General features: G+C 42.9%; 10 protein-coding genes. All 10 read right to left on the minus strand.

The features are described from left to right. Positions 1–14: 14 nt before the first annotated feature. The 10 genes from D8B20_RS11015 to D8B20_RS11060 all read right to left on the minus strand — a co-directional run bounded on the left by D8B20_RS11015 (position 15) and on the right by D8B20_RS11060 (position 13,654). Entirely contained in the window at positions 15–2,042 is a 2,028-nt protein-coding gene (locus tag D8B20_RS11015) for an HAD family hydrolase (RefSeq protein WP_145888915.1), read from the minus strand. A gap of 4 nt (positions 2,043–2,046) precedes the next feature. Beyond that, a complete protein-coding gene (locus D8B20_RS11020) occupies positions 2,047–3,240 on the minus strand; it encodes a rhamnosyltransferase WsaF family glycosyltransferase (protein ID WP_145888916.1) in 1,194 nt (397 codons plus the stop codon). 32 nt (positions 3,241–3,272) lie between these two features. After that, positions 3,273–5,171 (minus strand): hypothetical protein, encoded by a 1,899-nt coding sequence (locus D8B20_RS11025; RefSeq protein ID WP_145888917.1) that lies wholly within the window; start codon positions 5,169–5,171, stop codon positions 3,273–3,275. Positions 5,172–5,175: 4 nt separating this feature from the next. Beyond that, positions 5,176–6,573, minus strand: coding sequence for an ABC transporter ATP-binding protein (locus tag D8B20_RS11030; protein ID WP_145888918.1), 1,398 nt, complete (start codon positions 6,571–6,573; stop codon positions 5,176–5,178). Continuing rightward, entirely contained in the window at positions 6,563–7,375 is an 813-nt protein-coding gene (locus D8B20_RS11035) for an ABC transporter permease (protein ID WP_145888919.1), read from the minus strand. The genes D8B20_RS11030 and D8B20_RS11035 overlap by 11 nt, the downstream gene beginning before the upstream one ends. Positions 7,376–7,387: 12 nt before the next feature. After that, on the minus strand, positions 7,388–8,521 hold the full coding sequence (locus D8B20_RS11040) for a glycosyltransferase family 4 protein (protein ID WP_145888920.1): 1,134 nt from the start codon (positions 8,519–8,521) through the stop codon (positions 7,388–7,390). A 274-nt stretch (positions 8,522–8,795) separates the two neighbouring features. After that, entirely contained in the window at positions 8,796–9,809 is a 1,014-nt protein-coding gene (gene galE / locus D8B20_RS11045) for a UDP-glucose 4-epimerase GalE (RefSeq protein ID WP_145888921.1), read from the minus strand. Positions 9,810–9,853: 44 nt separating this feature from the next. Then, a complete protein-coding gene (gene galF, locus D8B20_RS11050) occupies positions 9,854–10,750 on the minus strand; it encodes a UTP--glucose-1-phosphate uridylyltransferase GalF (RefSeq protein WP_145888922.1) in 897 nt (298 codons plus the stop codon). Between the two features lie 343 nt (positions 10,751–11,093). Further along, positions 11,094–12,434: an MOP flippase family protein gene (locus D8B20_RS11055; protein ID WP_145888923.1), complete on the minus strand. Its 1,341-nt coding sequence runs from the start codon at positions 12,432–12,434 to the stop codon at positions 11,094–11,096. Further along, entirely contained in the window at positions 12,431–13,654 is a 1,224-nt protein-coding gene (locus tag D8B20_RS11060) for a glycosyltransferase (RefSeq protein ID WP_145888924.1), read from the minus strand. Before D8B20_RS11060 ends, D8B20_RS11055 begins: the two co-directional genes overlap by 4 nt. Between the last annotated feature and the right edge of the window lie 3 nt (positions 13,655–13,657).

The following is a 13,657-nucleotide window of genomic DNA, read 5'->3' on the forward strand; positions in this document are numbered from 1 at the left end:
TGCATCGACATATATTATCTACGCATAAAATGCCGTTTATAAATCATTGCTATATCAATAATAAGAGCAAGAAAATTTCGATTTAAAAAAGATAAATCTTTTCTCTTCCTGACCCCATCACTCCATTGATTTGCAATAATAAAACTAATTAGCTCGCGCCTTTTTTGCCAGTTAAATACAGCTCTGGCAATATCAGAAACTGAAGGCGCAAGCTTCTTGTTAACATAACCGCCGAGACCAAAAGTTTCGTTATGAGTAAGATTACTGAACGTGTCATTAAGCTTATCGCTTGTACCAGTAATAAGATCTTCCCAGATTTTCATAGCTAAAGGTCTTAGATCTTTACTGGTGATAACATTTATAGCAACAGCTTCTTTCCAGTGTTCGAGAGATGAGAGAATACCGAGCTGGAAACTTTCAGTAAAGTTTTCCCAAGCCTTATTTTCCTCATTGTCAACCTTCCTGATAGCTTCAGTTACTCCATCTTTAGATTTATAACCAATAACGCTACCTGAAGGTGAATTAGTTATCATCTCTATTGGTGCAACTGAATCAAGGAAATGTGGCATTTCATTAGAAATGTTAAGATCGGGGCCATATGCGTATTTGATGCTATTGGATGGTTGGTCATTTAAGAACTTTGCCAAACCTAAATATATACCATGCAAATTAACGTTAGGTAGAACTAGAGCAATATTATCCTGAATAGTCCCTCTCCAGCCAACATCTACGACACAAACATTCTGCATCTCATTGCGTAAGCCTTTGGAAGACAAATATGAAATTAGTTGTTCCCTTTTATCTGAACAATGGCTGGCTACTATTTGAATAAAATCGTTGTCTTTAAATAAATTTTGTACTCTCTCATCCTGCCATGGATAACGAATAATTTCTTCTGGCTGTATGGAATACTTACTCAATAGATTCCTGAATAGGTCAGGCTCAATGTCCAGCGTCTTGAACAGAGCGTTCATCGATTGTGAACTATAAAGATTCCATATTCGCATCATTTCATTGATACTAACCGTAGTAACAGATGCTGAAAATGTAGCTAATCGGCTAACCTCGAGGAGGTTATATTCCGGAAATTTAATACCCGGTAAATCCACTTGTAATTTAGCAAGGATTATTTTGAATGCTTTTATAAAAAACTCACCTTCCCTAGTAAAAAAGAAGATTTTATCACATTTGTTTTCAATTGCCTTTTCAAGAATAAAGAGAACGTAACCTAATATAAATGGTGAACACTTAACACCAAGCTTAAACACATCATCCGAGCTACCCTTTTCAAAGCTTGTCAGTTCAGACTCTATCTTTAAAAGGATATTCTCATAAAGAATATTACTATCGTTAAATTGCAATTCATGTTCTTGTCTGGTTTGATGAGCTTTTGCAGGCATAAAATGAATAGTTTTGATGCCACGCTTTTCAGGCTGAATTTTATCAGACCATTCATTGTCACCTATATGTAACCATTCATTACTATTAATTTGGTATTTTTCTTTTAAAAAGTCAAAGAGACGGCCGGACCTTTTATTTAATTTTATATCTGCGGAAGAAAAACCTTCTGAAACCAAATGACCGAGCCCATTTTTGTCTATCAGTTTCTTCAATCGTACATCAGACATATAAAAGTCGGATAAAAAATATGTCATTTCAGAGGGATTATCCTCAAGTAACGAGGCAATATCAGAATCTGCTTCCGTTAATGCAATCTCTAAATTGAATTCATACTCACATAGCTCATCTCGAATGGCTGCAACCTGTTCTTGTGAGCAATTAACTAATAAAGAACTGCACCATTCAAAAATGACATCTTCAAAAAGATATTCGTCGTCAAACCCCTGCTCGACATTACGCTTCCCTATTTGCCTTTCAATATCGACTCGCTTTAGGAAAAGCTGTTTTAAATCTGATTGTTTATGGAGATCATAGTATTTGAAATAGAAATATCTGGCAGAAGCTATTTTAATGACATCAGGATGACATTTTCTTCTGAGCAAAGTATCCCATACATCAACAGTTTTAATTTTTACGGACATTTAATCACATACCTTTAATAATTCTATAAACCTTTCTCAAAGGCTCTCTGACGCCTAACGGAAGCAACATGGCAATTCTTTTTAATCGAGATGGTGAAGCAATATGTAATGCTGAAAGAGTTGCCTCACGGGTAAACTCTTCTTCTATAATTTCACCGCTATAGATCTTAGAAATTTGCAGTTCTTTATATTCACCATCAACGAGTATGTTGTTTATAGCATTATAAAATTGATTGGTTTCTATTTTTAGATCTCTCTGCGACATGAATTCCAGACCAAATCGGGACATTCTTTCGCCCAGTTCATCATTTACCAAAATCTGGATAATTGCTTTTGCAAGGCTTTCTGGTGTTTGTTTAGCTAAAGATACTGCACCATTAGGTAGATCGTAAAAATTATTATCACGCCATAATTCAACTACTGGCAATCCAGAAGCCATCATCTCAAAGGGTATTCGAGATGGATTGGAAGAGCTTAAGCACAAACCAACTTTACATTTATTATAGAGCTCATTGCATTTTTCTAAGTCCAATAACCCCAGATTCTCATGATCAAACCAGACATTATCTTTCTCCTCTGACCCATAAAGATAAATTTTCACATCAGGGTATCGATGTTTGACTATACCTAATGCTTCCAAGCCTAGCCTCGCACATCTGCGGGGCTTATCTGGTTGATAAATAAAACAAATTGAGTTTTCTTTCTTTACTTTTGGCAGCTTACGATAGACGTCCAGATTAGCACCGAATTCAAAATGGTATCCGTTGACGTCAAATTTATTTTTAAGCGTATGCCTTAACCAACGGCCGATAGTTATCGGCGTCAAACCATACTGGTAAGAGTTTTCGGCCATAATATAGGCGTCACCCATCGGGTTAAACCATGCTTCATAATCCTGCACGAAGTAAACTTTTTTACAACTAAAAGGAAGAGAAGCAACAAATGGAGATGAATACCAGATGGTTGCAATGGCAACATCGCAGGAAGTAGCATTTCTCCAACCATAAAACACATTTTTAAAATTCAAATTAAATAATGCACTAATTTTATCTGATGCGCTTCCAATCCCATGTTCATCTTCAAGATATATGTGGCAATTATGGCCTTTACTTTCTAAATAATGTGCATGCTGTAGAATCGTTCTGTGACCGCCAGAACCTTTAATCAAACTTGGGATAAACCATGATATATTAGACATAATTATTTTTAACCTAAATAATGAAATTCATTTTATTGCAATGCTAATATCTTTTTGAGATTTAAAATTTCATTATCTCTTTCAATAATCATTTGTTCCATTTCCTGCATTGCATTCCATCTTTCTTCGATTAATAACTTTTGAGCTTCGATTTCCCTGTTCATCTTATTTATAGCATCCCATCTTTCCTCAAGCACTTCTCCCTGACTTAAAATTACGTCATCTCTGGATTTGATCATGCTTTCCATGTTATTGATCGCATCCATGCGCTCTCTCAACATGCCAGACCAGGTTAAACCATTAAGTTTAGGTAACAACTTGTTCTTTTTACCTAAATGATTTTTAAGATTGGCTAATTTTATTGCCCAATCTAAAATATCATGATAAATATACATTGTAAAAATTAAAGGCGAATTTTTATCGCCAATCAACTCAGTTTCTTCAATATTTAAAAGATTAATACCTACTTCTAACCCTTTATCTATGGCTATAAGTGATAAGTTTTTTTCTTTTCTGCAAAAATTTATAATGGCAATATTATAATAAGCTTGCAGCACCTTAGTTCCAATTGTAGGGCTGAATTTTTTATAATCATAAGACACAGCTTTAGAATACTTAATCAGGGCCTCCTGGCTCTTATTTTCCATTTTTAATAACTCCCCACCTAAGACAGAAAGTGATATTAACCATCTTATTTGATGGGGCGTTTTATTTTCTAAGGCATCTACTCTGGAGACGTAACCATCAATTAAGTTTAAAATCTGATATCTATTACCATATGTTAATTTTTGATAGCCAATTATTGCCAAAGCCGAGCCATAATCAGGAGTATCATCCTGGTAGTATTCAATGATCTTATTTGCATATCGTTCTAAAGAAAATTTATTCTTATTCCTGGTCGGGAACTCAACCATGGCTTTAATCAACCAGGGATTATGATAATCGTTTTCGAATGATAATAAATGGCGAGGGGGGGAACTATATAAGTACGTTTTTTCTTTAAATTTGAATAAGTGAGTATCTTCTAAAGGGCTCTTCATAACTACATAATAATTATCAAGTTCGCCAATATTCTGCACACTGCCAAATTTTGATGCAAAATAATTATTTTCCTTTGAATGATATGTAACTTCTATCTCAAAGCATTCATCTAATTCTTCACTGTAAAAATCATCAGATGTGAATATAATTCTTCCTCCCGGACATAAACTTTTCCCTACATGCCGCAGCGAAGAAAAGTCTTTTACCGGATAAAACTCGTCTAAAAGAATGATGCAATCATAATAGTCATCTATTTTCTCATAATTTATAAGGTTATCGTGATTCAGCAGCTCAAAATGCTTAATGTAATCATTCAAAGAGGGGAATGTTTTGATATTTTGAGCCTCTGAGCTTTTTATTAAAAAATCACTCAGGCAAGATAAACCTTCTCCAATAATCGCAACATTTTCGTTTGATCTTATATATTTATTTAATTCATTAACCAATACACTTTGCAAAGCACGTTCTGATTTATGTTTGTTTTTTTTCATTATCCGTTTGAAGAAAAACAGATCAGATACTTTTAACTCACCAATAGAGAATTCATCCTTTATAAAAAAGGTTTCATTTAAAACCTTCAATACATTTTCTGCTTTATTTTCTTCTGCGTCACCCAGCCCGGTATAAAGTGCGACTTTTTTAATTGTTATATTTTTCTTTAGTACTTCACTGAGGTAATAGCAGTCTGACTCAAGCCATGGCTGGCTCACATTGATAAAAATAAAATCATATTCATCAGCAATACTACAATTTTTTTCTAACTGCTGCTTACTAATGAGCAGGATCTGATATCCTGTCATTAAAAAATGGCTTTTGAAATCATCTGTACTATCAACCAAGATGTAGTTGCCAATCCCAAATGATTTTTCAATAGCAAACGCATTTATCATTCAATCACCACTTGGCTATCATTTTCAAATCTGTTAAGCCACCAAAGAAATAAATATCACGTAAGACATGCACATGGAAAAATGCCGCTTCATCCCGCCAATGCAATATTTTTTGTGAAAAATAATCAGGAGTTTCTTCATAAGAAACAGACGCCTGAATTTCATATAAATTACTTCCCAATGTGCACTCGAACTCTAAATCAACAAATTGCTTATCGCCTCGGCTGAATTTTTTAGCCCAGAAAATATCTTGGCGGATATTTTTGCTTCTTTTAAACATATCTTGATTTAAAGTGCCCCAGGAATATATTTTTACGCCCTCTTTATTTCTTATTCTAACGCCAACATTAAGCTTATCTGTTTCTTTATGAACAGTGAAATGTACTCTAATCTTTATCTTCTCACCCGGATTAAAAACATTCACTTTTTCATTTTGCTCGTTGAATAACTCAACGCCGTCTATGGTAGCTTCGCCTTCACCAAAAGACAGTTTATCTGAACGTAGCGTTTCCTTTATTTCATCCTCATTTTTAATTTCATCCTGATGCTCTTCTTTGTTTGCCACCAGATCTGTTTTATGTTCGTGTTGCGTTCTTGCGCTTATTTCATCAGTTAAATTGGCGTAAAACTTATTCTCTTCATCATGCAGCAACCTGCGATATTCCAATAATACTTCCGAAGATAATCCAGTCATAATCTGCTTGCCACGATCAAGCAGTATGGATTTATTGGTCAAAGTACGCACAGACTCTTGATCATGTGAAACGAAAAGCAGTGTTACACCGTTGCTGGTTAACTTTTCGATTTGCCTGAAGCACCGCTTTTGAAATAAGGCATCTCCAACTGCCAGAGCCTCATCGACAATCAAAATGTCTGGTTCAAGTTGTACCTGAACGGCGAATGCTAACCTGACCATCATACCGCTAGAATACGTTTTAACCGGCTGTTCCAGATGCGAACCAATATCTGCGAACCCTGCTATTGCATCAAATTTATTATCAATCTCTGACTTGGTTAATCCAAGCACAGCGCCATTAAGATAAATATTCTCTCTTCCTGTAAACTCCGGGTTAAATCCAGATCCTAATTCTAACAAGGCAGCGATACGGCCATTGGTAGTAACCGTTCCACTTGTAGGTGTTAAAGTTCCAGTTATAATTTGTAAGAGCGTGCTCTTTCCGGATCCGTTACGACCAATAATACCTGCAGCTTCACCTTTTTTTATCTCAAAGTTAATATCTTGCAAAGCCCAGAACTCATTAAAAAATTGGGTACGCTCTTTTTTAAACACGCTCTCTATTCTGGGGATAATGAATTGCTTTAGCCTATCACGAGGGTTGTTATAAATTTGGTAGCATTTACTGATATTTTCGACGCAAATCACTTTATCATTATAAGACATCAGCAAACCCTTTTCTTACTTTCTGGAAAAATGCAAATCCAAGTACACATATACATAGCCCTATAATGATATTCACACCTAGCATAGCCCAATTAGGCTCAACTCCCCAAAATACAACTTTGCGGGCTTCCTCAATCATAAATGCTAGTGGATTAAGTAAAATTATTTTTTGAAAAGAAGCTGGTAAAGCTGCAACCGGGTAAAATACAGGTGACATAAACATCAATACACTTACTATTATGCCAATTGTCTGAGCCACATCCCTTACAAAAACCCCTAAGGCCGACAGGAACCAGCTCACGCCTAAGATTGCCAGCATCAATGGAAGAACAATAAGAGGTAATAGTAGAATCGTAATATGAACTTGATGCTTAAAAACAACAATGGCTATTAATAACACGACAAAACTAATTAGTGCATGGAACAAAGCGGCGAAGAAATTTACAAAAGATAATATTTCTAATGGGAAAACTACTTTTTTAACATAGTTTACGTTTGAAGTGATTAAACCTGGAGCGCGCCCGACACATTCCGAAAATAGATTGAATACGATCAGCCCTGTAAATAACACTATTGCGAAATCAGCTTTACCAGCATTAGGATCTCCTCCCCATCTTGTCTTAAAAACCACCGAAAAAACAAAAGTATAAACCGTTAACATCATCAGCGGGTTAAATAAAGACCATGCTAAGCCCAGAAAAGATCCCTTATACCTGCCCGTCACTTCACGCTTAGTCATTTGCCAAATAAGCCCTCTATTTTTTAGAAAGCTAGCCAGCATATTTTTACTTGAAAGTAGCATTTTTTTACCTATTCAATTATATTTCTTATCAAGAATTACACTCTGATAAACTTTCAGCGTTTCATTGACGACTATTTCCGTAGAAAAAAATTCTCTTATTTTCTTTGCAGAGTTGATACCAAACTCTCTTCTTACTTCTGGATTGTCATGCAAGTATTTTATTTTCATACATAAATCATCAGTGTTATGAGACTCTAAAATCATCCCATTTACTCCATTAGTTATAATACTTTGACAACCAGGCATATTTCCAACTATGCAAGCTCTGCCTACAGAGCATGCTTCAAGAATAATTCTGGGTATTCCTTCGGCATATTTGGTCGGCAGGATCATTATATTACATTCCTGCAATAAAAGATTAATATCATCCCGCGTGCCCAACCAATTTATTAATTTTTCTCTCTGCCATTCATAAAGCTGATTTAGCGGTATGTGATCAGGATCGTCATTATCAACAATGCCCGCCACCATTAATTCCACATTAACACCTTCTTTTTTCAGCTCTCTTATACTGTCTACAACAATTTCAAGCCCTTTCGATTTTAGTAATCTGCTTGCAAACAGTATTTTTGTTTCTTTTCCTACCACTTCTGGTTTATAAAAAAACTTGTCTGTATTTACACCTGCGCCGTTTATCACATAAAGATCATTATTTTTGATAGATGATAAACGTTGAAAAAATTCTTTATCAGCATTATGTTCAAATATCATCCTCACCTTTTCGTTCTTATAAAGCACAGCCTTGTATAAAATGGCGCCTATTTTCTTTAGTTTCCCATCATCCTGGAATGCTCTGCCAAGTCCTACAATACTTATTATTTGAGGAACCCCTTTTAAACGGGAAATCATTCCACCAATGATGTTTGGCTTGATAGTTATTGTATGTATTAGATCCGGCTTTATTTGGCTGATGAGAGCATAGAATCCAAAAAGTACTTTTAAATTCGATAATAAGTTTAAAGAAAATCTATCAATGTCTAAATGCCAGCATTTAATCCCTTGCTGCTCAATCGCGTTTCGGGTTTTCTCATCATTTAAACTTGTGACAAGGTGTACCTCATGCCCATCATCCACTAATTTATTAACACGCTCAATCCAGTGAAGATTGAAATACCATGCAGTGTTAACAAAGAAAATTATCCTCATCAAACCCTCAATTTTTTAACCTAATGAACACGCTACCGCCCTTGGCTTTAGCAACCAAAATGCTCATTTTCCCTCTCTGCAAGCATATGCTCTTGATTTAATGCTTACAATTTACACTTCTAAAACATGCTTGTTAGTGCAATTTTTTTTGATGAAATCCTAGCACCTAACAAATCTATGTGGAAGAAGAGCATCAGATGATTATCTCTGTTGCTCGTCTCTAAAAAGCAAAAAAGCCTGTCCATTGACAGGCTTATGATTTAGCGATGTTTTTTTATTCGAACCCATTCGGGTTCTTCGACTGCCAGTTCCAGGTGTCGCGCATCATCGCATCGATGCCGCGCGTCACGCGCCAGTCCAGCTCTTCATTCGCCAGGCTGGCATCGGCCCAGAACGCCGGCAGGTCGCCGTCACGACGCGGTTTGAACTCGAACGGAATCGGCTTGCCAGAGGCTTTCTCAAATGCCTTGATCATCTCCAGCACAGAGAAACCGACCCCGCCGCCGAGGTTATAGGCTTTGTAGCCTTCCACTTTCGGCAGGTGATCCAGCGCTTTCAGGTGCCCTTCTGCCAGGTCCACCACATGGATGTAGTCACGCTGCGCTGTGCCGTCCGGCGTATCATAATCGTTGCCAAACACGCCCAGCTTTTCCAGACGGCCAATCGCCACCTGTGCAATGTACGGCAGCAGGTTGTTCGGGATGCCGGTCGGGTCTTCACCGATCTCGCCAGATTCATGGGCGCCAACCGGGTTAAAGTAGCGCAGCGCGATGGCTTTGAAGTTCGGCTCAGCTTTGGCGAAGTCGCGCATCACGAATTCGATCATCAGCTTGGAAGTACCGTACGGGCTGGTGGTGCCACCAATTGGCGTGGTTTCCACATAAGGAACCGGCGCATCAGCACCGTAGACGGTCGCCGATGAGCTGAAGATAAAGTTCCACACGCCCGCTTCACGCATCTCTTCCAGCAGGACTACGGTGCCGGCTACGTTATTTTCATAATATTCCAGCGGCATACGCGTTGATTCACCCACTGCTTTCAGCGCAGCAAAGTGAATGACCGCCGTGATGTTGTTTGCGGCGAACAGGTCACGCAGGCAGGCGCGATCGCGGATATCCCCTTCCACGAATACGGCTTTTTTTCCCGCCAGCTTCTCTACGCGATTGATGGATTCGCGTGAGGCATTGCAAAGGTTATCCAGGACTACAACGTCGTCGCCGCGCTCTAACAGCGCCAGCACCGTATGGGAGCCGATATAGCCAGCGCCGCCCGTTACCAAAATAGCCATGTGTGCTCCTTTAAAACCGCGCACGCCGCGCGGCGTGAGAAAGGTTATTTCGCCAGGATTTTCTGGATTGCTTCGCGGAAATCGCGACCCTGGGTGTTGTTACGCAAGCCGTAAGAAACAAAGGCCTGCATGTAGCCCAGTTTACGCCCGCAGTCGTAGCTGGTGCCAGTCAGCAGCTGCGCATCAACCGGTTTTTTCTGGCTCAGTGAAGCGATGGCATCGGTCAGCTGGATACGGCCCCACGCGCCTGGCTCAGTGCGTTCCAGTTCTTCCCAGATATCAGCCGAAAGCACGTAGCGGCCTACGGCGGTCAGATCGGAGTTCAGTTCTGACGGATGCTCGGGTTTTTCCACGAAGTTGGTGATGGTGCTCATGTCACCCGGGTTTTCCAGCGGCTGCTCGGTGGTCAGCACGCCGTATTCAGACAGGTCTTCGCCCGGCATATGTTTTGCCAGGACCTGGCTGCGGCCGGTCTCTTCAAAGCGCGCGACCATCGCCGCCAGGTTATAACGCAGGTGGTCAGCGGTAGAGTCATCCAGCAGGACGTCCGGCAGCACCACCACAAACGGGTTATCGCCAATCATTGGACGTGCGCAAAGCACAGAGTGGCCCAGACCCAGCGGGTTGGCCTGACGTACGTTCATGATGGTTACGCCTGGCGGGCAGATTGACTGCACTTCGCTCAGCAGCTGGCGCTTAACACGCGCTTCAAGCAGCGCTTCCAGTTCATAAGTGGTATCGAAGTGGTTTTCCACTGCATTTTTGGAAGCATGGGTGACCAGCACAATCTCCTTGATACCCGCCGCCACGCACTCGTCAACGATGTACTGAATCATCGGCTTATCAACGATTGGCAGCATCTCTTTCGGAATGGCTTTCGTTGCAGGGAGCATATGCATACCGAGACCCGCAACCGGGATTACTGCTTTAAGCTTGGTCATATTTATTCCATTTCATGAAGTGAATACGTGGGGTCGATTATGCAGGATCGGCCGGTTGGGCAAGTATAATCTTTATCTGAAAAACCGACACTAACTCTCTGTCATAACATCAAAAATCGTCAAAATGCCCCGCTGAATCCCGGGCATAAATCGGCCGCTGACTGCGGCTAACTGGCTGAAAAACAGCGCAAGGCGCAGGCAAAAACCCTGGCGTATAAGGCCAGGGTTTTTCAGGGCAGAAAAAGCGGCAACGGAAGAGCGGGCGGCGCTACTTTGCCGGGTAAAACAGCGCCGCTGCGGTAACGGCCGTGCGGGAGGCTGGCGCGTTACCGGGGGGGCATGCTTACAACCAGCCGGCAAACCACTCAGGCATCACAAACAGATTAAAGTGATTCACCAGCAGCATTAAACCGACAAACACCACCGAGACCGATACCCACTGGCGCGCATAGGGCAGAAAGCGGATGCCAATCACCGGTTTGATGAAGAACGGATGCGCAAACGCCGAGATCAGCACCTGTGAAATCGACAGGGTCAGCGCAACGTAAATCACATTCGGCCAGATCCAGGTTGTCGCCAGCACCACCAGCACCACCAGGCTGGCAACGATGTTCCAGTAGAATTCCACGTTGGTGCGTCCGTTGGCCTGGGAAATGGCGCCGGTCAGGCCGCCCATCGGGCGCAGCATGCCAAACAGCAGCATCAGCGGGATCAGCTGATACACCTGCTCATGCGACGCGCCATACAGCAGGCGTACAATCACCGGCGAGAGAATGCCAATCGCCAGATACATCGCACTGCTGAACAGCATGATGACAAAGGTGCCCTTCAGGAACAGTTTTTTCAGCTGCTCCGGATCGTGCTGTTTCTCCGCGAAACGCGGCAGCGCCAGGCGGTTAATCACCGGCGAGACCAGTTTCAGCGGCTGCAGGATCAGCTCTTTCGCCAGCGAGTAGATGCCCAGCATCTCCGCGCCCATCACTTTGCCAACAATCAGCGCATCGGCCTGGGTGCGCAGCTGATTAATGGTCTGCGACCCCAGCTGATAAATCCCGTAACGTACCGCGCTGACAAAGGTTTTGCCGTCAAACTCCCAGGTGGGCCGCCAGGCTTTCTCGCCAAAGTAGATCATGCAGAGAATCCGCGTGAAGGCGTTGATAAACAGCCCGAGGATCGCCGCAGCAACCGTCAGCGGCGTGAAGTAAAGCATCGCCACGGTACACAGGAAGGCAAACAGCTTGGTACCCATCTCGATCTTCGCCAGCGTCACCATGCGTTTGGTTTTCACATAGTGCGCCTGATACTGCGACAGATGCCCCAGCACCAGGAAGTTCAGGCTGGTCAGCATGATCAGCGCCGTCAGCTCCGGCAGATGGTAAAACCACGCCACCGGCCAGGCGATGGCCAGCATGATCAAACCGGTGCAGAAACTGAGCGAAACGTTTACCCAGTAGATGGTGCTCTGCTCACGGCGCGTGATGTCCTGACGATGCACAATGTAGCTGCTCATGCCCATATCCTGCAGCACGGTGGCGACCGCCAGAATGGCGTTGATGATCGCCAGTAACCCCAGCTCATGGGTTTCCAGTTTGCGGGCCAGTACCGCCAGCTGCAGCACCTGTAACAGTGCCGCAAAACAGGTGCTGCCAAACAGCCAGACGGCCTGTTTTTTCAATCCACTCACGCCATCCGCTCCAGAATCTTCGCCAGCTCACCGTAGGCGATGTGCTGATTAAACTCGGTTTCCACTTTCTGGCGGGCAGCCGCCACGACCGGCGCGACATCCACATCACCGCGTGACAGGCGCAATAGCGTTTCGGCCAGCTCATCGGCGTTGTTTTCCGACACCAGCCAGCCGCTGACGTTGTTCTGAATCAGCTCGGGTATGCCGCTGTGGTAGGTAGAGACCACCGGCAGCCCCACCGCCATCGCTTCCATCAGCGCCACCGGAATGCCCTCCATGTCGCCGTCGGCCGCGGTTTTTGACGGCAGCAGGAAGATATCAGCCTCATTCAGCGCCTGACGAATCTCCTCCTGCGGCTTAAAGCCCGGCATGGTGACAAACTCTTCCAGCCCGGCGCGCGCAATGTGTTCGCGCATCATGCCGTCCTGCTCACCGTTACCAATGATGGTAAAGCGGAACTGGCCGCCGTTATCGCGCAGGATCTCGCTGGCTTTAACCGCCACGTCCAGCCCTTTTTTCTCTGTCAGGCGCGCCACAGAGACAATCCGCAGCGGCTGATGAAAGGCTTCCCGCGGACGGAAGTTAAATTTCTCCGGCTCGATGCCCATGCGCGTCACGCGAATTTTCTCGCGCGGGCATCCCATTTCAATCAGCTTGTTCTCCCACAGGTGGCTGATCGGCAGCATCAGTTCGCTCTGGCGGAACAGATTCACATAATCCTGCTTGTGCTCTTCCAGAATATGGCGGCGTGAAATGTCGGCCCCATGAAACACCGTCGCCTGCTTGCCTTTCAGGATGCCCAGTTCACGCAGCTTGTTCGCCAGCGCGCCGGCATAGCCGAAATGCACCAGGAACACATCGGCGGTGAACGTCTGCTTTGCGTTGGCGACAATCGCCGGCAGCAGCAGTTTTTTCGACTGCGCGCCATAGCGGCCAACATTGAGCGACTTCAGCAGCGCCGGTTTGGCGATCTTCGGCAGCATCAGCCCGATACGCTGGGTGAGTTTGTCGAGGTTCGAGACCTTCTCTTCCGGCAGCAGATAGTGCGTTTTTGCCGCCAGATTGTACTCATCGAATGCCGCATGACGGTTAATCATGTCGCCCGGAAACACCGATATAATCTCGACGTCATAGCCGGCATCAATAAAATGCGTTACCTGATTGAGGACAAACGTCTCAGAGGCAACCGGAAAACGCATGGTGAAAAAGGTTAACTTCATCAC

The organism is Candidatus Pantoea soli (genome assembly GCF_007833795.1).
Classification (GTDB): domain Bacteria; phylum Pseudomonadota; class Gammaproteobacteria; order Enterobacterales; family Enterobacteriaceae; genus Pantoea; species Pantoea soli.